The sequence below is a fragment of the Pseudoduganella sp. R-43 genome, assembly GCF_049913255.1.
Classification (GTDB): Bacteria; Pseudomonadota; Gammaproteobacteria; order Burkholderiales; family Burkholderiaceae_D; genus Rugamonas.
The window spans coordinates 4799567-4822627 of record NZ_CP183988.1; the positions used below are offsets into that span (position 1 = coordinate 4799567).

A 23061-nucleotide genomic window follows, 5' to 3' on the forward strand; every position below is an offset into this window, starting at 1 on the left:
AAGGAGCCTGCGCCATGAACCTGCTGCCAACCCGTGCTGAACTCGACGCCGCCGCCACCATCGTCTACGGCGCCATGCCTGCCACGCCGCAGTTTTCCTGGCCGCTGCTGAACGAGGCGCTGGGCACCGAAGCCTGGGTCAAGCATGAAAACCATACACCGACGGGCGCCTTCAAGGTGCGCGGCGGCCTGGTCTACCTGGATGGACTGCTGAAGCGCGAACCTGGCGTGGCAGGCATCGTGTCGGCCACACGCGGCAACCATGGGCAGTCGATTGCCTTTGCCGCGCGCCGCCATGGCGTGAAATCGACCATCGTGGTCCCGAACGGCAACAGCGCCGAAAAGAATGCTGCCATGCGCGGGCTGGGCGCGGACCTGATCGAGTACGGCGACGATTTCCAGGCCAGCCGGGAATATGCGCTGTCGCTGGCGCGCAAGCAGGGCTTGCATATGGTGCCGTCCTGCCATGCCGACCTGGTGGCGGGCGTGGCAAGCTACTGGATGGAGCTTTTCCATGCACAGCCCGGCCTGGACACCGTGTTCGTGCCGATCGGCCAGGGGTCCGGCTTTTGCGCGGCAGTTGCGGCGCGCGAGGCGCTCGGCCTGCGCACCCGCGTGATCGGCGTGGTGTCCAGCCATGCACCGGCTTATATGGAATCGTTCCGTAGCGGCCAGTTCTGCGAGGCGCCAACCACCACGGAACTGGCGGATGGCATGGCCTGCCGCACGCCCGATGCGGGTTCGCTGGAGATCGTGCGGCGCTATGCCGATGACGTGGTTGCCGTCAGCGATGAGGAAGTGGCGCGTGCGATCCGCCTGTATTACCGCGCCACGCACAACCTGGCCGAGGGCGCAGGGGCGGCGGCGCTGGCGGCGGCCTTGCGCCTCAAGCACGATCCGCGCGTGGCGGGGTGCAGGGTGGGTTTGCCGCTGACAGGAGCCAATGTGGATGCGGAGAAGATCATGCGGGTGCTGTCAGAGGTGCTGCCATGACGCCGTATTCACATGATGGGCCTTCGTGGGAGGTTGACTGCCAAACCGGTACCCCGGTGCCTGACCCGCAGGATCAGGCACCGGCAACGCGGCGGCTGCGGGCGGGTGTCAGACCCCGTGGGTCTGACACCGAATTTCCGGTTTCAGGCGCCTAAAGCCGCGGCATGCTGCTGGGCTTCATCGGCGTCGCCATCTTCAGCCTGACCTTGCCCTTCACCCGCCTGGCCGTGGCCGGCCTCGATCCGGTTTTCGTGGCCATGGGCCGCGCCGTGGCGGCCGCTGTACTGGCCCTGTGCTGGCTGCGCTGGAAGCGCGCCCCGCTGCCGGCACGCGCCCAGTTGCCAACCCTGCTGGCAGTGACCATCGGCTGCGTCATCGGCTTCCCGCTGCTGACCTCCATCGCCATGCGCACCCTGCCCGCCTCGCACGGCGCGGTACTGGTCGGCATCCTGCCGCTGGCAACCGCCCTGTTCGCGGCCTTGCGCGGCCACGAACGCCCTTCGGCCGGTTTCTGGTGCATGGCCGCCGCCGGCAGCGCCCTGGTGGTCGGCTTCGCGCTGCGCCAATCGGGCGCAGGCCTGCACGCCGCCGACCTGGCCGTCTTCGCGGCCGTGGCGCTGGCCGCCATGGGCTATGCCGAAGGCGGCCGCCTGTCGCAAACCATGGGCGGCGAACAAGTGATCGGCTGGGCGCTGGTGCTGTCCCTGCCGCTGGCCGCGCCGGCCACCGCGTGGCTGCTGTGGCGCGACTGGAACAGCATTGCTGCCGCACCAGCCAGCGCCTGGCTGGGCTTCAGCTACGTGTCCGTGTTCTCCATGTTCATCGGCTTCTTTTTCTGGTACCGCGGCATGGCGCTGGGCGGCGTGGCGCGGGTCGGCCAGGTGCAATTGGCCCAGCCCGGACTATCGTTGGTGGCCGCCGCCGTGGTCCTGAACGAAACTTTGCATATTGAGCATATTCTGTTCACTTTTGCCGTAATTGCCGTCGTCGGCGCAGGAAAACGCATGAAAGTGGCCCGTTGACCGTGACGAATTCGGCAACGTGCAGAGTACAATAGCGACTTCACGGAACCTTTTTTCTTGGAAATCACATGTCTGTCTACGAAAAACTGAAGTCGCTCGATATCACGCTGGCTGCGCCGGCCACCCCGGCGGCCGCCTACGTCATGTACGTACAAACCGGCAACCTGGTGTTCATCTCCGGCCACATCGCCAAGAAAGACGGCGCGCCATGGGTCGGCCAACTGGGCAAGAATATCGCGACCGAAGAAGGCAAACAGGCAGCGCGTTCCATCGCCATCGACCTGATCGGCACCCTGCAGGCCGCTTGCGGCGGCGACCTGACCCGCGTCAAGCGCATCGTCAAGGTCATGAGCCTGGTGAATTCCACCCCTGACTACACGGAACAGCACCTGGTCACCAACGGCTGCTCCGAGCTGCTGGGCGAAGTGTTCGGCGACGCCGGCAAGCATGCACGCTCCGCCTTTGGCGTGGCGCAGATCCCGCTTGGCGCCTGCGTTGAAATTGAACTGATCGCCGAAATCGCTTAACCCCCGCTAGAGATTGAATATGAAAATCGAGAACCAGAACCCATTGCAATGGAACTTCTCCGAGCGTGCCAAGGGCATGCAGGCATCCTTCATCCGTGAGATCCTGAAGGTCACCCAGCAGCCTGAAATCACCTCCTTCGCCGGCGGCCTGCCTTCGCCTGCCACCTTCCCGGTGGAGATCATGCAAGCGGCCTTCGACAAGGTGCTGTCGACCAACGGCAAAGTCGCCCTGCAATACGGCCCCACCGACGGCTACATGCCGCTGCGCCAATGGATCGCCGATTCGCTGTCCCAGAACGGCGCCAAGATCGCTCCGGAACAGGTGCTGATGGTGTCCGGTTCGCAGCAGGCGCTGGACCTGATCGGCAAGGTGCTGATCGACGAAGGCAGCAAGGTGCTGGTGGAGACCCCGTCCTACCTGGGCGCGCTGCAGGCGTTCTCCGTGTACCGTCCTGACTTCCATTCTGTCGCCACCGACGAACATGGCCTGGTGCCGTCGTCGCTGGACGCGATCGCCGACGGCGCGCGCCTGCTGTACGCGCTGCCTAACTTCCAGAACCCGACCGGCCGCTCGCTGTCCGTTGCGCGCCGCCAGGAGCTGGTGGAGACCTGCGCCCGCCTGAACCTGCCGCTGATCGAAGACGATCCATATGGCGCGCTGTCCTATACCGGCCAGCCTAGCCCGAAAATGGTCGCCATGAATCCGGAAGGCGTGATCTACATGGGTTCCTTCTCCAAGGTGCTGACCCCTGGCATCCGCCTGGGCTACGTCGTGGCTCCGCTGCCGATGGTTCGCCGCCTGGAGCTGGCCAAGCAGGCAGCCGACCTGCACACCGCGCAACTGACCCAGATGGTGGTGCACGAAGTGGTGAAGGATGGTTTCCTGGACAAGCACATCCCGACCATCCGCGAACTGTACGGCAACCAGTGCAAGGCCATGCTGGACGCCATGGACCAGCACTTCCCGAAAGAAGCCACCTGGACCAAGCCGGACGGCGGCATGTTCATCTGGGTCGAGCTGCCAAAGCACATCAACGCGATGGAACTGCTGGACGAAGCAATCAAGAACAAGATCGCCTTCGTGCCGGGCGCACCGTTCTACGCCAACGAGCCAGCCACCAACACCCTGCGCCTGTCCTTCGTGACCGTGCCGCCAGAGCGCATCCGCGCCGGCATTGAAGTGCTGGGCAAGTTGATCAAAGCCCGCATGTAAGCCCTGCTGCGCAGGATGAAGTTCATACCGGGGTTCATCCTCGCAGCATGGCTTGCCGTCGGCGGCGCACACGCCGCCGACGGCAAGCCTCCTGTGGTGCTGGTGCACGGCTTCTTCGGCTTCGACCACGCCACGCTTGGCGGATCGTTCCGCTACTGGGGCGGTTTCAACGATATCGCACAGCACATCAGGGCCGGCAGCGGGCGCGATGTATTCACCGCCGGCGTGGGGCCGGTCAGTTCGAACTGGGACCGCGCCGTCGAACTGTATTACCAGCTCAAGGGCGGTTGCGCCGACTACGGCGCCAGCCACACGGCGCAGCACGCAGCCGCCGGGCATATCCAGAAGCCAGCAGGCAAATGCTGGGCGGCCGATCCGTCCAATAATCCTGAAAAATATCCGCTCGCGCTGTATCCGCAGTGGGATGCCGCGCACCCGATCCACCTGGTCGGGCATAGCCAGGGCGGCCAGACCATCCGCACCCTGATCCAGCTGATGGACCAGGGCACTCTGGGCAACGGCGGCGCGCGCGGCTGGGTAATCAGCGCCACCTCCATCGCCACGCCGCACAACGGCACCACGCTGCGCGATATCGTGATCGACTGGCTGCCGGATGCTTCGACGCTGGCCGGCCTGGCCGTGCAGGCGACCGGCGCTGGCGGCTCCGGCGGCTCCGGCTTCAAGTACCGCCTGGAGCAGTTCAACATGAAGGCCAGCGCGGCCGAATCAATCGACGACTTCTTCGAGCGCACGCGCGGCCACCCGTTCTGGAACCTGAACAACCACGACTCCGCGCAATGGGACCTGGCCCCGGATGGCGCCAGCGAATTGAACAGCTGGGTCAAGACTTCGCCGGATGTCTACTATTTTTCCTTCAGCGCCCAGGCCACTGAATCGCTCAGCCTCTTTGGCAAGGAATTCCAGTACCCGCGCAGCGACATGATCTTCTTCCTGCAGGGCATGGCGGGCGAATGGGTCATGCCGTCGTTCGGCCATCCCGGCATGGGTTCTTTCAGGCAGGCGGCGCCCGGACGCGTGCCGACCGACCAGCGCTGGTTTGCCAACGACGGCGTGGTCAATACCATCAGCATGGCCGGCCCCGAGGGCAGCAAGATCCAGGCGCTGGACGGAACACCGGTCAAAGGCGTGTGGAACCATATCGGCACCATGCAAGGCATGGACCACTTCGATGTCATCGGCTGGGATGCCAAGCCTTCGGCCGCGTTGAAGATGTACGACCAGCTGATGGCCATCCTTTCCAAAGTCGAGTAAGCGGGCCTGCTGGCTCGCCGTGCATTGCGATTGGCTCCGCAGGCACGGTTATGCCGCAACCGTGCGCAATCGCCCCGTGGTGAAATGAATCACACAAAAAACCACGGGAGACAACCGCATGAAAGTGCTACCGAGCCTCACCCTGGCCGCCTGCCTGGCCGCCTCCTCCGCCCATGCAGCCAATAGCGACCCGGTCGTGCTGGTGCATGGCTTCCTCGGCTTCGGGCCGGAGACATTCGCCGCCACGGGCTTCAAGTACTGGGGCGGGTTCAACGACATCGCCGCGCATATCCGGGGCACGCAACGGCCGGTGTTCACTGCCGGCGTGGGGCCGGTCAGCTCGAACTGGGACCGCGCGGTCGAACTGTATTACCAGATCAAGGGCGGCTGCGCCGATTATGGCGCACGCCATGCCGCAGACCATGCCGCCGCCGGCCACATCCAGAAACCGGCCGGAAAATGCTGGGCCGCCGATCCGGCCAACAATCCAAACAACTACCCTGTCGCGCTGTACCCGCAATGGGATGCCCAGCACCCGCTGCATTTCGTGTCGCACAGCCAGGGCGGCCAGACCATCCGCACCCTGATCCAGTTGCTGGAAAACGGCGCGCCGAACGGCGCCGGCACGGAAGGCAGCGGCGCCCTGTACACAGGCGGCAAAGTGGGCTGGGTCAAGAGCGCGACGTCGATCTCCTCGCCGCACAACGGCACCACGCTGCGCGACGTGGTGGTTGAGTTCGTGCCGAAGGTTTCCGAACTGGCGGGCAGCATCGTCGAAGTGGCGGGCCTGGGCGGCTCCGGCGGCAGCGGCTACAAGTTCCGGCTAGAACAATACGGTCTGGCGCAGGGGCCGGCAGAATCGATCGGGGACTTCATCGACCGCACGCGCGGCGCCCCGTTCTGGCAGCTGTCCAATCACGATGCCGCGCAATGGGACCTGGCGCCCGACGGCGCAGCCCAATTGAATGGGTGGGTGAAGACTTCGCCCAACGTCTACTACTTCTCGATCGGCTCGCGCGCCACGGAGCAAGGCCACTGGTGCTGCAACAACACCGACCGCGTGATCGCGCCGTTCCAGAGCAGCGATTACCAGTACGCCCGCAACGACATGATCTTCTTCCTGAAGAACACTGCAGGCGAATGGGTGGTGCCTTCGATCCTGCAGCATGGCATGGGCTCCTACCGCTCGCCCGAGTGGTATCCGAACGATGGCGTGGTGAATACCGTCTCGATGCGCGGACCTTCCAGCCAGCCGCAGCGCAACTTCGACGGCGCACCGGTCAAGGGCAGCTGGAACTATATCGGCTACTACGACCAGTACGACCACTTCGACGTGATCGGGTGGGATTCGCCGACGTGGGCGGTGTACCCGATCTACGACAACCTGCTCAGCATCATTGGTGGCCTGTGAACGTGCGCGCTACGATAGGCATCGCATCGATCGCCCTGGCGGCTGTACTGTGGCGGGCTGGCGCGCCTGCGCCCTCGCCTGCTTCCCTGCCTACGCCGCCAGCGGCCACCGCCACTGGCAGTGCCGCTTCCGCCCCGCTTGCCCAGCCCGCGCCGGCGGCTCCGCGCAGTGCAGCCCCGACAGCCAGCACCACGACTGCCGTTGCAGGCGTCGAATCGGCCGTGCGTGAGGCGCGTCGAACCGGCAAGGGCGAACAGGAAGTCCATCGCCTGCGCAGCGAGCGGCTGCCAGCCGAACAAGTGGAAGCTCTGGCCCGCATGGAAGCAGCCGAAGCAAACTGGCGCCAGCGTCTGGAAGCCCTGCAGGCAGCATGCGCAGCCAACATCGGCTGCGACGACGCGCGCGCCAGCTTCACGCGCGAGGAACTGGCGCGAACGACCGCCTACGCCGCGCCCACCCTGCGACAGTAAACACAGTGCGCCCGCAAGCGCGGGCGCACTGTCTTATTTACTGGTGATATTGACCATGCCCTTGAAGTCGTATGGAATCACCACAGTCTGCACCTTGCCTGCCGCAATGCCTTCCGCGATCTTCATCTGGGCCTGTGCCTGCATGTAGGAGATGGCGCCGGCATTGGCGTTAAGCGCTGCAATACGCTCGGCTTCCTTCTTCGCGATCTGCACCTCGACCTCCTTGGTCTTCTCCTCGTTCTTGGCGCGCACCAGGTTGTCGGCGCTGGCCTTGACCGCATCGCTGGGAACCATGCCGCCCACGCGTACCTGCGAGATCGTGATGCCGTTCAGTTTTTCATCGTTCAGCGTCGCGATCATGGTGGCCTGGATCTCCTCCTCGATCTGCGAGCGGTTGTCGTTCATGTTCAGTGCTTCATACTTTCGCGCGACCTTGTACACTGCGTTGCGCGCAGTCTGGTAAATGTAGGCGTGCATCAGGTAGATGTCGCCGCTGGCATCCTGCGTGTGGAAGGAGCGGCTCTTGTTAACCCACAGGTCCGACACCGCCGACGGCGTGATGTTGTAGATCACGGCCAGGTCGAAATCCTTCATGGTCGAATTGTCCGCAGCCAGCGGCATCAGGTCGCGCACGTCGACGCTGACATCCTTGATCGGGAAGGTCAGGATGGAGCCGACGATCGTCTGGTTGAAGCTGCCCGCCACGCGCTCTTCGGCTTCCACGGTCTTGTCGAAGTTGACGCGCAAGCCCACCTCGCCGGTGTCGATCACCTTGCAGCCGGACAGGGCGGCTGCGGCAAGCAGGACAGGAACCAGCAGGAGTGTATGTTTTTTCATGGCGATCTCGATGAGTTGAAAGAAGCGCCATTCTATTGCTTTCCGGACAGATAAAAACCATGAAAATATCGCCAGGATTACCGTTGCCAAAGAGCTAGCGGAAGTGTTCGGATATACACCAAATGTCACAACTTTCCTTAGCTCGCCGGAAACTTTCACCAACTATCAACAAGCCAACGTCTTTTTTAGGCAAAACCTTCCTTGAATTTCTACAATTCCAATTGGCAACACGGTATCATCAAGCCCATATCCTACTCACCCCTAGTCAGCATGAATCAAGGCGGTACCAGCTTTTCGCCACGGCGTGACGCCGTGATTTTGATTGTTGATGATGCGCCGGACAACCTCTCGGTCTTGCGCAAGTTGATGGTCGAGCAGGGTTACCAAACGTACGTCGCCAACTCCGGCGAGCGCGGGCTGGAAATCGCGCGCCGCGTCCACCCTCACCTGATCCTGCTCGACGTCATCATGCCCGGCATGGACGGCTTCGAGACTTGCCGCCACCTGAAATCGCACCCGGCCACGGAAGACATTCCGGTGCTGTTCATGAGCGCCCGCAACGAACAGGAAGACGTGGTGACCGGCTTCGAACTGGGCGCAGTGGACTACATCGGCAAGCCGCTGCGCATGGCCGAAGTGTGCGCGCGGGTGCGCACGCAGCTGCAGATCCGCTTCGCCACCGAAACGCAGCAGGAACAATCGGAGCGCCTGCGCACGATCGTCAACAACATGGCGGAAGGCTTGCTGATCATCGAAGCCGATGGCCGCATCCAGTTCACCAACCCGGCCTGCGACCAGTACCTGGGGTATATGTCGCATGAACTGGCCGGCAAATCGATTTCGGATTTGCTGAATCCATTGGTAGCAGACGAATACCTCGAATACTTTGCACGCTACGCCGCCAACCCGGAAGCGGCCCACAGCCACGGCACGCGCGAAGTGATCATCCGCCACCGCACCGGCAAGTCGGTATGCATGGACCTGACGCTGACGCCGATGTTCCTGCGCCAGCCCTTGTTCATCGGCCTGCTGCACGACATCACCCACCACAAGCTGTCGGAAGATGCGCTGCAGCGCGCAGCCATGATCGACCCGCTGACGAAAATCGCGAACCGGCGCCATTTCGACTCCTTCCTCGAAAAGGAATGGCAGCGCGCCATGCGCACAGGTTCCCCGCTGTCGCTGGTGGTGCTGGATGTCGACCACTTCAAGCTGTACAACGACACGCTAGGCCACGCCCAGGGCGACGTCTGCTTGCAGCAGGTAGCGCAGGCAATCGGCGCGCACGCACTGCGCGTAACCGACCTGGCAGCGCGCTACGGCGGTGAAGAATTCGTCCTGCTGTTTGCCGAAACCGACGCCGATGCCGCCTTCCAGATGGCCGAATCGATCCGCACCCACGTGGAATCGCTGCACATCCCGCACCCGCGCTCGGTCACCTCGCCGCACATCACCGTCAGCATCGGCGTAGCGACCCTGTGCCCCACGCCGACGGACAATATCGAATCGCTGTTCGTCGCCGCCGACCGCGCCATGTACGCGGCCAAGGAAGACGGACGCAACCAGGTACGCGCCACCCGGCCGCCCACCACCGCCATCGAAGCCGCCCGCGCCGCCCTCGCCAAACGCTAATTTGAAAGTCGGGGTCAGGTCTGGCAATCCGCCATAAAAGGCACGTACGTGCCTTTTATGGCGGATTGCCAGACCTGACCCCGACTTTCTGCTTTAAAGCTTTTCGGGGTAGCCGGTGATTGCGGCGATTTCGGCGTACATCGGCTGCAGGCGTTTGTACATCTTCAGGTAGACCCGGTGGTAGAGCTGGTCGTAGGTCTTGCGGTGCGCGGGATCGGGCTGGAAGACGCGGCCCTTGCGCGTCATGGCGTTGATCGCACTGTGGAAGTCCTGGTGCAGGCCAAGGCCGGCTGCGACGGCGATGGCGGCGCCAAGGCCGCTGGTCTCGTAGACGTGGGCGCGCGCTGCCGGCAGGCCGAAGATGTCGGCCGTGAGCTGCATGGCGGCGTCGCTTTGCGAGCCGCCGCCGGCCACGCGCAGTTCGGTGATCCTGGTGCCGCTGCGCTTCTCGATGCGTTCGCGTCCTTCGCGCAAGGCGTAGGCCAGGCCTTCGAGAATGGCGCGGTACATGTGGGCGCGCGTGTGCACGTCGCCGAAGCCGATCATGGCGCCTTTTGCTTCCGGTCCGGGCACCTTGATGCCTGGGCTCCAGTATGGCTGCAGCATCAGTCCCATCGAGCCTGGCGGTACTTCATTCACCAGCCGGTCGAACAGCGCTTCCGGCGGCATGCCCTGCTCCATCGCTGCCGATTGTTCGAGGTGCCCGAATTGCTCCTTGAACCAGTTGACCATCCAGTAGCCGCGGAAGATCTGCACCTCGGTGCTGTAGGCGCCTGGAATGGCCGCTGGATAAGGCGGTATGAACGGCGTGACTTCGACGTACTTGCTGGTGGTGGTGTTGATGGTGGCTGTGGTGCCGTAGCTGAGGCAGCCGATGTGCGGCTCCAGGCCGCCGGCGCCGATCACTTCGCAGGCTTTGTCGGCGGCGGCCGCCACCAGCGGCACTCCTTCGGGGATGCCGGTGGCGGCGGCGGCGCGGGCGTTGATGGTGCCGATGATTTCACCGGGCTGCAGCAGTTCGGGCAACTGGTCGGGGCGCACGGCCAGCGCCTGCCATTTCCAGTCGCGCGCGCCGGCCCAGGCGTGGCGCTTGTAGTCGAACGGCATGTAGGCTACCTGCGAGCCAACGGAGTCGGCGAAGCGGCCGCTCAGGCAGTGATTCAGGTAGCCCGATAGCAGCAGGAATTTATGCGTACGGTCCCACAGGCCGGGCTGGTGGGCCTTGATCCAGTTGACTTCCGCTTCGCGGCGGAAGTAGTCGATGGTGCCGTCCACGCCGGCCAGCTTGAAGGCGGCCGTCCACAAAGGACCTATCGGCGGCACCTGTTCGGTGCGGCGCTGGTCCAGCCAGGTGATGGCGGCGCGCAGTGGCTTGCCTTCGCTGTCGACGGCCACCACGGTGCCGCGCTGGGTGGTGACGGCCACGCCGGCAATCGCACTGCGCGGAATGTCGGTGACGGTCCACAGGCGCTGGCAGGCGGCGCACACGGCATCCCAGTAGCCTTCCGCCTTGTGCTCTGCCCAGCCGGGCTGCTCGGAGTGGTAGGCAGGCTGCAGGTGTACTTGCGTCTTGGCGACCAGATTGCCCTGCAGGTCGAACAGCAGCGCGCGCACGCTTTGCGTGCCATTGTCGATGGAAAGAAGGTATTTGCTCATGCGCGTGCTTTCGGCAGGCTGTAGTTTGACCGGCATAATGCCAGATATGCCGCTTCTTCGGCAGCCCAGCGCTGGTCGTCCCAGCCTAGTTCCGGCTGGCAGATGGCGCGTATGCGGCCCAGCAGCGCGGCGCCGCCGTTGGCGAGCTGGATGCCAAGGCGGCTGCGGCGCAGCATCAGGTCCTCCAGGTGCTGCACGGATTCGTGGCGCGCCGCCCAGCGCAATTGGGCCCAGAGGGTTTCGGTGCCGGGGATTTCTTCGAGTTCCCCTTCCTGCGCGGCGGCTACCAGTGCCTCGGCCTGCGCGCCGTAGCGTCCTTGCAGGCGCCTTGCCTGGCCCGGCGGAAGCTGCCATGGCCTGGCTGCTCCGGCGGCGGGCCATGGGCTGGCTGGCGACGCAAAAATGGCGTGCGGCCCGAGATCGGCCTGCCAGTGCGGCAGTTGCTGCGCGGCGTGGCGCAGCACGTCGAGCGCGATGGCGCGGAAGGTGGTGAGCTTGCCGCCGGTGACGGTCAGCAGGCCGTCCTGCTGCCACAGCACGTGGTCACGCGCTTCTTTCGAGGGGTCGGCCTTGCCGGTGTCGATCACGGGGCGCACGCCGGCGTAGGTGGCCAGTACGTCGGCCTCCGTAACGGCCAGCGTTGGGAACTGGTCGTGCAGCGCTGCCATCAGGTAATCGGTTTCTTCCTGTGTGATGGCGGCTTCCTGCTGCAGGTCGCTGCGGTGGTCGACGTCGGTGGTCCCGACGATCGTTACCCCCTCCCATGGGAAGGCGAAGACCGGGCGGCCGTCGTGCGGGTGCATCAGGCTGATCGCCTGCGCCAGCGGAAGGCGCCAGGCCGGCAGCACCAGGTGGCTGCCGCGCAAGGGCCGCAGCCGCGCGGCCGGCTTGTCGTGCAGGCGGGCGGCCCAGGCGCCGGTGGCGTTCACCACCAGCCTGGCGCGCACCTCGTGCCTCGCGCCGCTCACTGCGCAGCGCACCAGGGCGCCGCGTACACCTGCGGCCACATTGGCCGCCCCGGCGGCGCCATCGCGCAGCAAGGACTGCACCGGGCAGTAGTTGACCGCGACACCGCCGTGCGATTGCGCTTCCTGCAGCACGCGCATGACCAGGCGCGCGTCGTCGGTCCTGGCGTCCTGGTAGCAGATGCCGCCTTGCAGGCCTTCAGTGCGGATATGCGGCGCCATCGCCAGGAACTCCTGTGCGCCGAAATAGTGGCGGGCGCGCTGCCCGGCCATGCGGTCATAGATCGCCAGTCCAAGCAGGAAGGCTCGGCGGCCCGGCTTGCGGCCGGCGTAGTCGCCAAAGGCAAAGCCGAGCGGCTCCACCAGCCCTGGCGCATCGCGCAGCAGCGCGTCGCGTTCGTGGACCGATTCGCGGGTCAGTGCAAACTGCCCTTCCTTCAGGTAGCGCAGGCCGCCGTGAACCAGCTTCGACGACCGGCTGGACGTGCCCCAAGCAAAGTCGCGCTGCTCGACCAGCAAGGCCCGCAGGCCGCGCCGCGACGCTTCAAGCAGGACGCCGGCGCCGGTAATGCCGCCGCCAATGACCAGCAGATCCCATTGCTGCGCCAGCAGCGCGGCCACCTGCCCACGGCCGTCCGCCTTCCAGTGCGGCGCGCCGCTCGCCCCGGCGTGGCCCGCGGCCGGCTTCATGCTGCCTGCCCCGCCGGCAGCAGCTTGCCGGGATTCATGATGCCCTGCGGGTCGAAGTGCGAGAACAGTGCCTGCATGGCGGCGATGCCTGCCGTCCCCTTCTCAGCCGCGAGATAAGGGGCGTGGTCGCTGCCCACGCCGTGCTGGTGGCTGATGGTGCCGCCGTTGTCGACGATCGCCGTGCTGACCGCATGCTTGAGCGCACGCCAGCGCGCCATGTCTGTTTCGAAATCGCCGCCGAGGCGGTAGACAAAGGTCGTATAGACGCTGGCGCCCTGGGCGTACAGGTGCGACAGGTGGGTATAGGTGTGCACCTTTTCGCCCATTGCGCCCAGGGCGCCCGTCGCCGCCGCTTCGACCGCCCGCATCATCAGCGAAACGCGCGGCCAGTCGACCGCCGTCTCCACCGTATCGATCACATAGCCTTGCTTCCAGGCCGCGTTGCGCAGGTAGACGTTGCGGAAGCGCCCTTCCTTCCACTTGTCGCCCATGCGGCGGCCGACGTGCACCCCATTGAAGCCGCGGCAGGCCGCGATGGCGCTGCGCAAGGCGGCGCGGGCTTGCGCGCGCGAGCCGCTGGCGCCGATCATCAGCATGCATTTCCCTTCGCCGCAGCCGCGCAGCTTCAGCCAGCCTTCCAGCAGGCCAATCAGGCGCTTGTGGCCGGCCAGCGCCAGCATGGTCACGGTTTCCAGCGGGTTCGACAGGCGCAGCATCGACAGGCCGCCGCGCGCCTGCGCCAGCGCACGAACGGCTGCTTCGGAGCGTTCCCAGTCGGGGAAGAAGATGGCGTGGAAGGCCTCGTACTCCGGCAGCGCGCTCACGCGCACCGTCGCCTCGGTCAGGATGCCCATGCGGCCTTCGGAGCCGAGCACGATTTCGCGCAAGTCGGTCCCGGCCGCGGATGCCGGGAAAGTCTGGATGTCCAGCCGCCCCTTCGGCGTCTCGACCACGCCACCGGCGAACAGCTGCTCGATGCGGCCATAGCGCAAGGACTGCTGGCCGGATGAACGGGTCACGATCCAGCCGCCCAGCGTCGAATATTCGAACGATTGCGGGAAATGGCCGAGCATATAGCCGTGCGCCCGCAGTTGCGCCTCCAGGTCCGGGCCCAGCACCCCGGCGCCAAAGGTGGCGAGCTGGGACTGCTTGTCCAGGTTGTGCAAGCGCCCCATGCGCGTCATGTTCACCGCCAGTACGGGCCTGCCGCCGGCCGGCGCGGTCAGGTGCCCCGCCACGCTGGTGCCGCCACCCTGGGGGATCAGCGACACGCCATGCAGCTGCGCGTAGCCGATCAATTCGCGCACCTGCTGCGAACTTTCCGGATAAGCCACGCCATCGGGCGCGCTGCCGATGCGGCCATAGCGCAGCTTGAGCCAGTCCGGCAGGCTTTGTCCCAGCGCGTTGCGCAGGCGGGTGGCCGGCGTCGTATCGACCATGGGGTGCGCAGGCAGGCGCGATCCGGCAAGCGAGGCGCATGCCGCGTCAAAGCTGGCGTCCTGCACCGGCTTGCCAGGGCCGATGCGGCTGGCCAGGAATGCCAATGCCTCATCATGCAGTGGGAATTCGACCGTCTCCTCGCCCCAACCGTTCCATCGTTTCATATGCAATCCCTTGTTATACTTTGCTCAATAAACTTTAATCCATTGCCACCCGCCAGTCTTGCTTTTTCATGCCAGAAGAATTGTTCGATCATGCCAAGCTTGCTCGCGTAGCGGGCTCCTACCTGCAACCCATGCTGGAGGCGGCTGCAGCGCGCGGGGTGACGGCGCAAGCGCTGGAGCAGGCTGCCGGCCTGCCCGCCGGCGCCCTGGAGCCGCTGCCGGAAGCCCTGCCGGCCGACATCTATGTGAAATTGCTGGATATCGCCGCCAGGCTGGCCGATGACCCGCATTTCGGCCTGCACGTGGGCGAGCGCGTCAAACTGGGCACGTACACGGTCTATGGACTGATCCTGCTGAGCTGCCGCGATTTCGGCCAGGCCTTCGAGCAGACGATGCGCTACGAGCAGCTGGCGCACGACCTGGGGCGTTCCACGCTGCAGGTGCACGGCGCGCTGGCCGACTACACCTGGCATTCGAACTACCCTGCGCAGCAGCGTCACCTGGCCGACAGCGTATTCGCCGGCATCCGCGTGTTTGGCAACTGGCTGGCCGGGTCCACGCTGCCGCCGGCCGAACTGTCGCTGATGCACGACGGCGGCGACCCTGCCGGCCACGCCGAATACATGCGCGTGTTCGGCGCCCTGCCCCGCTTCAATGCAATGTCCAACGTGGCGCAATTCGAAGCCGCGCTGCTGTCATGGCCGGTGCCGAACGCGGACGTGAGCCTGTATCCGGTGCTGCAGCAGCACGCGGAACAACTTCTCAAGCAGCGCGCGGCGTCGGCATCGGCCGGCATCGTGGCGCAGGTGCATGAGGCCATCGTGCGCCGGCTGTCGCAAGGCCAGGTGCGGGTTGCCAGCGTGGCGCAAGAGCTGAAGCTGGCGCCGCGCACCCTGCAGCGCAAGCTGGCCGACGCCGGCTCCAGCTTCCAGCAGGTGCTGGACGACGCGCGCTTTGCGCTGGCACGCGATTATCTGCGCCAGCCCGGCCTGTCGCTGGTCGATATCGCCTTCCTGCTTGGCTACCAGGAGCAAAGCGCCTTTACCCATGCCTTCCGCGAGTGGTCGGGCATGAATCCTGGCGCATGGCGCGCGGCGGTGCGTTAAATCTCCGTGCCGCGCACGCGGATGAAGGGTCCGATGCAGCTTCCCATGTCGCGCCGCTGGCACATCAGGAACATATTATTCGAGGGATGGAAGACGATGAAGGACTGGATCACGTGGCCGACCTCGGTGACCTCGCCGGTGCAATCCTTCTTGCCGTTGTCTTTCACGATCTTGTCGTTGGATTGGTAGAAGCCGTCGCCGTCGGGCTGGTCGTCGATCTGGAATTCCGATTCCGCTATCTCGGCAGCACTGGTGATCAGTGCCGAGCCGTCGGCCCTGATGCGGTACATCTCGTGGCAGGAACCATCGGGCAGCTCGAAACGCCAGGTGCCGACAATGGGATGGTCGTTGCGCAAGGGGCCGGCAAGCGTCCCCTGGGCAGCCAGCAGGGCTGCGGCAAGCAACAGGTATAGTTTCATGGCAGCCCCCGGCGGAGTGATTAGACTCAGTATAGCCCTGTTGGACTATTTGCACTTTCCCGTTGCCTTGGCCGCAAAAGTACCGGCAGCGCGCTTGGCGTCATGGTGAAAGTGAACATCTCCTCGACCGGCGGCGCGCCAGGCAGCGCCTCGATGGTGAAGCTGCGCGCCACCATCGACATCAGCGTCCGGATCTCGCTCATGGCGAGATAGCGGCCCGGACAGAAGCGCGGCCCGCCGCCAAAGGGCAGCATCTTGCGCGCAGGGTCGTCGAATTTCTCCTTCATGGCCGGATCGAGCCAGCGTTCGGGCCGGAATTCGGCGCCGTCGGGCAGTGATACTTCGCGTTCGAAGGCATGGCGCAGCAGCATGAAAATCACCGTGCCCGCCGGTATCTGCACACCGTCCAGCGCCACGTCGCGCACGGCCTCCGCGCCCAGCACCGGCGCCACGGGCTTGAGGCGCATGGCTTCCTGCACGCAGGCGTCGAGGTATGGCGCCTGCCCGGGAGCGCCCAGGGCATCGGCTTCTTCGGCCAGGCGCGCGGCAGCTTGCGGATTGCGCGACAGCAGGTAAAGCATCCAGGCGATGGTGTTGGCCGTGGTGTCCTCGCCGGCAAATACCATGATGATGGCATTGGCGCGCACCGTCTCGTCGCTGATGCCGGAATCCGGCAAGTCCGCCGCCGCCAGCATCGCTTCGAGCAGGTTGTCCGGCTTGTCGTGAAGCGCCGGATTGGCTGCCATGCGGTCTCGCGCATCGGCAACGAAGCCGTCGACCGCGGCGCGGATGCGCAGGCCGGCCGCCTCGGCGGCACGGTCTGCCGGCAGCTTGATGCTGCGCCACCAGGCAACCGGCGCCACCAGCCGCCGCGCCATCTGTGCGAACACGAATTCGATATCCTGCTGCAGCGGATTCTCTTCGTGCCGCACCATGTCCTGGTCCTGCCCCATGGCCATGCCGATCGCCACGTCGAGCGCGAAAGCCTTGAGGTCGCGCAGCAGCCGTTGCGGCTGGCCCGCCTGGGCAGCCGCCTGCCAGCGCAGGCGCAAACGTTCGGTCATGGCAAGCAGCCTGGGATGGAAACGGTTGATGACTTCCGGCGTCAAGGCATGCATGACCAGCTTGCGCTGGCGGCGCCATTCCTCGCCCTCGGCCGCAAATACGCCGACGGCCGCCGCTTCTTCGAGGACGCTGGCCACCCGCCGCGAACGCCGCCACTGGTCGGGGCGGTCGTGCAGGACCTGCGCGATATCGGCATGCCGGCTGGTGACGATAAAGCGCCGGTCCATCAGGCGCATGCGGTAGATCGGGCCGTATTCGCGCGCCCATTCTTCCAGCTTCTGGTGGAAATGGGCCGTATCGATTCCAACATTACCCAGCAGCGGCACGCCGCTGGGGCCTGGCAGGTGATTCATGGTGCACCTCCTTCAGAAGCCGCACTCCCGCAAATAGTCAATGAACAGCCGCAGCCTGGCCGGCGTGAACTGGCGCGATGGCCGCACCGCAAACAGGCCAAAGGGCTCAGGGCTGGCGCCGGGCAGCAATTGCTGCAGGCGGCCGTCGGCCAGGGCCGGAGCCAGCACGAATTCGGGCAGCAGCACGATGCCCATGCCCTGGATCGCGCATTCGGCCAGCGCTTCGGCATTATTGGCCGCCAGCGGCACTTTCAGGTCGAGCTGCTCGCCCGGGTCGCCAATCAGGCGCCCCCACTCTTCGCGCACGCTCAGCAAGCTGTAATTTAACACCGAGTGGCCGCGCAGCTCCGCCAGGGTATTCGGCTGGCCGGCACGACGCAGGTAGGCGGGCGCTGCGGCGAACACGCGGCCGACAGTGCCAATACGGGTGGCCACCAGCGAGGAGTCGCGCAGGAAGCCGATGCGCAGGGCGACGTCGATCGCTTCCGCATGCAGGTCGGTGGTGCGGTCTTCCAGCAGCAACTGCACTCTCAGGCCGGGATGGCGCTGCATGAACGGCGGCAGCACCGGCGCCACTTTCTGGATGCCGAAGCTGAGTGGAGCCGCCACGCGCAAGGTGCCGCTGGCGCTGTCCTGGCCCTGGCGCACGCGGTCGTGGGCTTCATCCAGCAGCTGGAACACGGCCTGCGCATCGGCGTAGAAGGCGCGCCCGGCATCGGTGATGTCGTTGCGGCGCGTGGTGCGGGTGATCAACTGGCTGCCCAGCGCTGCCTCCAGCGTGGCGATGCGGCGGCTGATGGCGGCGGTGCTGACCGAAAGCTGTTCGGCCGCCCGCACAAAACTGCCGCTCTCCACCACGGTGATGAAAGCGCGCAGGTCGGTCAAGTCATATTGTTCCATTTTGCGTAAATATCATTTGCACAACCACTAGTTTATTACGGCATCCGGATTTATTAAAGTTCACTCCATCGCAACCCCACAACAACGGAGCACACCATGAATTTCAAGACCCTGATCAAAGCAGCACTGCCAGTCATCCTCGCCTTCAGCGCCGGCGCCCACGCCGCACCGCCTGCCGAACAGTTGCTGACGCCAAAGAACCACACCCTGGTGCTGATCGACCACCAGCCGCAGATGGCTTTCGCCACGCGGTCCATCGATATCGCCGAACTGCGCAACAACGTGACCGGCCTGGCCAAGGCGGCCAGGACCTTCAAGGTGCCGACCATCCTCACCACCGTCGCCGCCAAGTCCTTCAGCGGCCCGATCTTCCCCGAGCTGCAAGCGGTATTTCCTGAACAAGCCCCGATCGACCGCACCACCATGAATACCTGGGAAGACCAGCGCGTGGTCGACGCCGTGCAAAAGAACGGACACAAGAAAGTCGTGATGGCGGCGCTGTGGACCGAGGTATGCCTGGTGCAGCCGGTACTGTCGGCCATCGACCAGGGCTACGAGGTGTACATCGTGACCGACGCCTCGGGCGGCGTCAGCAAGGAAGCGCATGACATGGCCGTTCAGCGCATGGTGCAGGCCGGCGCCCGCCCCGTGACCTGGCTGCAGTACATGCTGGAACTGCAGCGCGACTGGGCGCGGGGCGAGACCTACGCTCCCGTGATGAAGATCGCTTCTGAACACGGCGGCGGCTATGGCCTGGGCATCGTCTACGCCAAGGAAATGTTCAACGCCAAGGAAGGCAAGAAGTAATCATGCGGCTGGCAACCGCCCTGCTGGCAGCCTGCGGGCTGCTGGCCTGCCTGCCGGCCCTGGCCCAAAGCCAGGGCCGGCTTGGCCGCGAGGTATATGAAACGGTCTGCATCGCCTGCCACGCAAGCGAGAATGTGATGGTCAGTTCGCCCAAGCTTGGCGACCGCAAGGAGTGGCAGGAGCGCATGGCGCGTGCCGGCGGCCTGGATGGCCTGGTGCGCAATGCCATGAGAGGGGTGGGCGCGATGCCGGCCCGCGGCGGCAGGCAAGAACTCGATGCCGACCAGCTCAAGGCCGCGATCCGCTACATGATGCAGGCGGATTGACCCGGCTCCACTCGCACCAGCCGCCGTCGTACACGCTGATGCGCTCCCAGTCCATCAACCAGGCATAGAAGAATGCCAGCGAAGCCCGCCAGCCGGTGCCGCAGTAGAAAGCGGTGCGCTGGCCGGGCTCGATCCCCGCCTGGCGCCACAGCGCGCTGATCTCCGCCGGAGGTTTCATGGTCCCGTCAGCGTGCTGGTATTCGCTCATGCTGTGCACGTCGCCATCGTTGCCGGCACGGCCCCAGCGAGCGCCGGGAATGTCGCCGCGGGCATCGATATAGCTGTAGCCGGACGTGGCGCCGACGTGCTCCTGCCAGGTGCGGATGCTGACCAGGGCGCCGTCCGGCTGCTGCAGCAGTTCGCGCGCCTGGGCGGTGTCAATCAGGAAGTCCGGGCGCGCCGGAAAGGTGGAACCAAAGCTTGCCGCAGCTTGCGGCAACTGGCCGGCGCCCCGCTCCAGCGCATGGCCGGCCCGCAGCCAGCCATCGAAGCCGCCATCGAGCAGGCGCACGTCGGCCACGCCGGCATACAGCATCAGGTGGGCAGCACGGGCAGCGGCCAGCGAGTTGCGGCCGTACAGGATGACGGTGGTGTCGTGGCGGATGCCGTTTTCCAGCAGCAGCGCCAGCAAGGCATCGTCGGAAACCTTGTTCCAGTGCGGCTGCCGTTCGAGGCGGTTGGTGTCGATATAGCCAGCGCCCGGAATATGGCCGGACAGGTAGGCGGCGAGGCTGTCGCAGCCTACTTCAAACAGGCGCCACGCCCCGCCCGGCGCTGCCGGCACGGGCACGCCATCGAGCAGGCGCGCCAGCCAGGCAGGCGATGGGAGCTGGTGCCAGCGCGCCAGGTCGGGACGGAAACCATGCATTTAAAACAACTCAAAATCACAATCAATCCGGCAGTTTACCAGCTTCGGCGGGCGCCTCCGGCTTTGCATCGGGCTTGGCATCAGCTTTGTTCTCCGCTGGGTGCATCACCACCTGCACGTAATTATTGAAGTCGAAATAGCGCCTGGCGGCGGCCTGCACGTCCGCCACGGTCAGGCTGGCGATCATGTCGTTCTGACGCAGCAGCAGCCTGGAATCGGTCCTGTTGACCAGCGACTGCTGGAGGTTGACGAGCCACCAGCCGTTTTCGCGCAAGGCCTTGCGGTAGTTGCTGGTCCAGTTTTCCTTGACCTTGGCCAGGTCGGCCTCCTCCGGTCCCTTCTCCTGCAGCTTGCGCGCTTCGGCAAAGGTGGCTTCGATGGCCTTGTCCGCGTTTTCCGGCGCGGTCGGCAGGCCGATATTGATGGTGTAACTGGGGTAAGGATGGCGCGCCATGCCGCCATGGATGCTTGCGGTATAGACCAGGCCGCGCTGCTCGCGCAAGGCTTCCGTCAGCTTGATCTGCATGATCTCGATGAGGGCGCGCAGGCGCATCTGCTCGACCTCGTTGAAACCGGCTTCGCCCGCAAAGATGATGCTGACCTGGCTCTTTGCTTCGCGGCCGCGGCGCACTTCCTTCTTCACCACGCCGCGCACCGGGCGTACATGGCGGTCCTTGTATTCGACAGGTATTTTCGCAGCCGGCAGGCCACCGAGGTAGGTCGCCAGCAAGGGCTTGATCTTCGCCACGTCAAAACTGCCGACAAAGAAGAAGGTCATGCCGTAAGCACTGGACATGCGCTCCTTCTGCAGCGCCATCACGCGCTCGAGGCGAATGCCGTCCAGCTCTTCCGGACGCGGCGTCAGGCCCACGCGCGGATGGTTGCCGTACATGGTCGTGCGCATGGTATCGGTCAGCACCGCCTCGGGACGCGCCTGGGCGTTGCGCGCCTGCTCCTGCTGCTTGTCGATGAAGACATCGAACAGCGCCTGGTCGCGGCGCGGCTGGGTCATTTGCAGGTAGGCCAGCTGTAGCATGGTCTCGACGTCGCTGCTGCTGGAACCGCCGGCAAATCCTTCGGTCACGCTGCCCAAGGCAAAGGCCGAGCGCACGCTGTGGCCGGCCAGCATTTTCTGCAGGTCCAGCGGCGCATAGCCATCGACGCCCATGCTGGCGAGGATGGCGGTGGCATAGCGCGCGTTGACGATATCGCCCTCCTCCGCCAGCGACTGCCCGCCGAAACGGGTCGACGACATCAGCACCTGGTCGTTCTTGAAATCGGTCGGCTTCAACACGGCCTTCACGCCGTTCGACAGCAGCAGCTCGGTGGTACCCAGCAGCTTGTCCGTGCTTTCCTTGACGATGCGGCCGGCCTTGGGCGGCTGCGCCATCAGGCTGGCAGCAAGTGCCTTTTCCTCATGCGCCGACACGGTGGCCTTTTCGGCCTCCTCCACGGTGGCCAGCATCTGCGTCGCCTGCGGCACCACGGTGCCCGACTTGTCGTTGCCCATGAAGATGACCAGCTTCTTCTGCCCGACCGGAATGGCGTTGCGCACCTGGGCATTGACTTCTTCCAGCGTGATGCCCGGCAGCAGCTCCTTGTAATAGCTGTATTCGTTTTCGATGCCGGGCATCGATTCGCCATCCAGGAAGTGGCGGGTGAACTCGCTCACGTAGGCCGCCGACTCCGTCTTGTCGCGTTCGTTGTACAGGTTCTCGATGAAGCGCATCATATTCTTCTTGGCGCGCTCCATTTCAGCCGCGCCAAAGCCAAGCTGGCGCGCACGCTCGCCTTCCTCGACCACGGCGCGGATGGCCGGCAATGCGCCGGCCTTGCCCACCACGGCGCTCGAAACGAAGGCCTGCCGGCCATGTACCGCCTTGGCCATGTTGCTATAGCCTTGCAGGAAAGGCGGGTTCGGTTGCTGCGACAGTTCGGCGATGCGCTGGCTCAGCATCGCTGCCGACAGCAACTCCACCATGCGGTTGCGGTACTCGCCGACAGTCTTCGATTCGGTGCGCTCGATGAAGCGATAGCGGATCGTCACCAGATTTGACGGCGCCTCGCGGTCGGTGACCACGATGGCTTCCGACTCCTTGCGTTCCGGGATCGGGGGGTAGGTGCGCGGGCGCGGGTTGGCGGGATTCACCAGCTTTGAAAAATGGCTGGCCACCAGGCGCTCGGCCTCTTGCGGATCGACGTCGCCCACCACGATCACCGCCATCAGGTCCGGGCGGTACCAGTCCTTGTAGAAGCGGCGGATCGCATCGGGCTTGAAGGACTTCAGGATTTCCGCCTTGCCGATCGGCAGCCGGCTCGCATACAGCGAGCCGTTGAAGATCTTCGGCAGCAGCACCTTGTTCATGCGGTCGGTCGCACCTTTGCCCAGCCGCAGTTCTTCCAGCACGATGCCGCGCTCGCTCTCGATATCGGCATCGTTGAAGGTCACGCCCTGGGCCCAGTCTTCCAGCACCAGCAGGCCCTTGTCCAGGTTTTCCTTCTTGTCGACCGGGATCGGCAGCATGTACACCGTTTCATCGAAGCCGGTGTAGGCATTCAGGTCGGCGCCGAATTTCACGCCCACCGATTGCAGCCACGAAATCAGCTCGTGGCGCTTGAAATGGGTCGAGCCGTTGAAGGCCATGTGCTCGGTGAAGTGGGCCAGGCCAAGCTGGTCCTCGTCTTCTAGTACCGAACCGGCCTTCACCACCAGTCGCAGTTCAACGCGCTTTTCCGGGCGGCGGTTCTGCTGGACATAGTAAGTGAGGCCGTTGGCCAGCCTGCCGGTCCTGATCTGGGGATCAAGCGGCAGCAGCGTTGCGGAATCGGGGGCGGCGGAAGCCACGAAGGAGCAGCACACCAAGGCTGCTGCCAGGAGCAGTTTTAGTAGTTTCATAACATAGTACGATACACCATAGCTTGTCGT

20 protein-coding genes are annotated in these 23061 nt (G+C 64.9%); 11 read left to right on the forward strand and 9 right to left on the reverse strand.

What is annotated here, in order from left to right:
• The first annotated feature begins 14 nt into the window (after positions 1-14).
• The 7 genes from ACN9M3_RS21680 to ACN9M3_RS21710 all read left to right on the forward strand — a co-directional run bounded on the left by ACN9M3_RS21680 (position 15) and on the right by ACN9M3_RS21710 (position 6907).
• Entirely contained in the window at positions 15-992 is a 978-nt protein-coding gene (locus ACN9M3_RS21680) for a threonine dehydratase (protein ID WP_426162602.1), read from the forward strand.
• Positions 993-1156: 164 nt separating this feature from the next.
• Positions 1157-2014 carry a DMT family transporter gene (locus tag ACN9M3_RS21685; protein WP_426318583.1) on the forward strand — a complete coding sequence of 286 codons (858 nt, stop codon included), beginning with the start codon at positions 1157-1159 and terminating at the stop codon, positions 2012-2014.
• A 68-nt stretch (positions 2015-2082) separates the two neighbouring features.
• Entirely contained in the window at positions 2083-2541 is a 459-nt protein-coding gene (locus ACN9M3_RS21690) for a RidA family protein (RefSeq protein ID WP_426162604.1), read from the forward strand.
• Positions 2542-2560: 19 nt separating this feature from the next.
• Complete coding sequence (locus ACN9M3_RS21695) at positions 2561-3754, forward strand: PLP-dependent aminotransferase family protein (RefSeq protein WP_426162605.1); 1194 nt, start codon at positions 2561-2563, stop codon at positions 3752-3754.
• A gap of 15 nt (positions 3755-3769) precedes the next feature.
• Positions 3770-5026: an esterase/lipase family protein gene (locus ACN9M3_RS21700; RefSeq protein ID WP_426162606.1), complete on the forward strand. Its 1257-nt coding sequence runs from the start codon at positions 3770-3772 to the stop codon at positions 5024-5026.
• A gap of 118 nt (positions 5027-5144) precedes the next feature.
• Positions 5145-6437, forward strand: coding sequence for an esterase/lipase family protein (locus tag ACN9M3_RS21705; protein ID WP_426162607.1), 1293 nt, complete (start codon positions 5145-5147; stop codon positions 6435-6437).
• On the forward strand, positions 6434-6907 hold the full coding sequence (locus tag ACN9M3_RS21710; protein WP_426318584.1) for a hypothetical protein: 474 nt from the start codon (positions 6434-6436) through the stop codon (positions 6905-6907). The genes ACN9M3_RS21705 and ACN9M3_RS21710 overlap by 4 nt, the downstream gene beginning before the upstream one ends.
• Positions 6908-6940: 33 nt before the next feature.
• Here the strand turns inward: ACN9M3_RS21710 and ACN9M3_RS21715 are convergent, their stop codons facing one another.
• A complete protein-coding gene (locus ACN9M3_RS21715) occupies positions 6941-7744 on the reverse strand; it encodes an SPFH domain-containing protein (protein WP_426162609.1) in 804 nt (267 codons plus the stop codon).
• Positions 7745-8014: 270 nt separating this feature from the next.
• Between ACN9M3_RS21715 and ACN9M3_RS21720 the strand changes: the two genes are divergently transcribed.
• Positions 8015-9376: a diguanylate cyclase domain-containing protein gene (locus ACN9M3_RS21720; RefSeq protein ID WP_426162610.1), complete on the forward strand. Its 1362-nt coding sequence runs from the start codon at positions 8015-8017 to the stop codon at positions 9374-9376.
• 93 nt (positions 9377-9469) lie between these two features.
• On the opposite strand, the gene ACN9M3_RS21725 is transcribed toward ACN9M3_RS21720, so the two are convergent.
• The 3 genes from ACN9M3_RS21725 to ACN9M3_RS21735 are packed head-to-tail and all read right to left on the reverse strand — an operon-like array spanning position 9470 to position 14291.
• Positions 9470-11032: an FGGY-family carbohydrate kinase gene (locus tag ACN9M3_RS21725; RefSeq protein WP_426318585.1), complete on the reverse strand. Its 1563-nt coding sequence runs from the start codon at positions 11030-11032 to the stop codon at positions 9470-9472.
• Entirely contained in the window at positions 11029-12687 is a 1659-nt protein-coding gene (locus tag ACN9M3_RS21730) for a glycerol-3-phosphate dehydrogenase/oxidase (protein ID WP_426318586.1), read from the reverse strand. Before ACN9M3_RS21730 ends, ACN9M3_RS21725 begins: the two co-directional genes overlap by 4 nt.
• Positions 12684-14291 (reverse strand): FAD-binding oxidoreductase, encoded by a 1608-nt coding sequence (locus ACN9M3_RS21735; protein ID WP_426318587.1) that lies wholly within the window; start codon positions 14289-14291, stop codon positions 12684-12686. The genes ACN9M3_RS21730 and ACN9M3_RS21735 overlap by 4 nt, the downstream gene beginning before the upstream one ends.
• A 68-nt stretch (positions 14292-14359) precedes the next feature.
• On the opposite strand from ACN9M3_RS21735, the gene ACN9M3_RS21740 reads away from it, so the two are divergent.
• The gene (locus ACN9M3_RS21740; protein ID WP_426318588.1) at positions 14360-15397 is read left to right on the forward strand and encodes an AraC family transcriptional regulator; all 1038 of its coding nucleotides are present in this window, start codon (positions 14360-14362) and stop codon (positions 15395-15397) included.
• On the opposite strand, the gene ACN9M3_RS21745 is transcribed toward ACN9M3_RS21740, so the two are convergent.
• The 3 genes from ACN9M3_RS21745 to ACN9M3_RS21755 are packed head-to-tail and all read right to left on the reverse strand — an operon-like array spanning position 15394 to position 18134.
• Positions 15394-15816 carry a hypothetical protein gene (locus ACN9M3_RS21745; protein WP_426162615.1) on the reverse strand — a complete coding sequence of 141 codons (423 nt, stop codon included), beginning with the start codon at positions 15814-15816 and terminating at the stop codon, positions 15394-15396. The genes ACN9M3_RS21740 and ACN9M3_RS21745 overlap by 4 nt on opposite strands.
• 26 nt (positions 15817-15842) lie before the next feature.
• Entirely contained in the window at positions 15843-17234 is a 1392-nt protein-coding gene (locus tag ACN9M3_RS21750; protein WP_426318589.1) for a cytochrome P450, read from the reverse strand.
• Positions 17235-17246: 12 nt separating this feature from the next.
• Positions 17247-18134: a LysR substrate-binding domain-containing protein gene (locus tag ACN9M3_RS21755; RefSeq protein WP_426318590.1), complete on the reverse strand. Its 888-nt coding sequence runs from the start codon at positions 18132-18134 to the stop codon at positions 17247-17249.
• Between the two features lie 96 nt (positions 18135-18230).
• Here ACN9M3_RS21755 and ACN9M3_RS21760 point away from each other — a divergent pair, with 96 nt between their 5' ends.
• Together ACN9M3_RS21760 and ACN9M3_RS21765 are read left to right on the forward strand one after the other, a co-directional pair.
• On the forward strand, positions 18231-18941 hold the full coding sequence (locus ACN9M3_RS21760) for a hydrolase (RefSeq protein WP_426318591.1): 711 nt from the start codon (positions 18231-18233) through the stop codon (positions 18939-18941).
• Positions 18942-18943: 2 nt separating this feature from the next.
• Positions 18944-19267 carry a c-type cytochrome gene (locus ACN9M3_RS21765; protein WP_426162621.1) on the forward strand — a complete coding sequence of 108 codons (324 nt, stop codon included), beginning with the start codon at positions 18944-18946 and terminating at the stop codon, positions 19265-19267.
• Here ACN9M3_RS21765 and ACN9M3_RS21770 read toward each other — a convergent pair.
• Together ACN9M3_RS21770 and ACN9M3_RS21775 are read right to left on the reverse strand one after the other, a co-directional pair.
• Complete coding sequence (locus ACN9M3_RS21770) at positions 19230-20135, reverse strand: sulfurtransferase (protein ID WP_426318592.1); 906 nt, start codon at positions 20133-20135, stop codon at positions 19230-19232. The two genes, ACN9M3_RS21765 and ACN9M3_RS21770, sit on opposite strands and share 38 nt — an antisense overlap.
• Before the next feature lie 22 nt (positions 20136-20157).
• Positions 20158-23031 (reverse strand): M16 family metallopeptidase, encoded by a 2874-nt coding sequence (locus tag ACN9M3_RS21775; protein ID WP_426318593.1) that lies wholly within the window; start codon positions 23029-23031, stop codon positions 20158-20160.
• Positions 23032-23061: the final 30 nt, after the last annotated feature.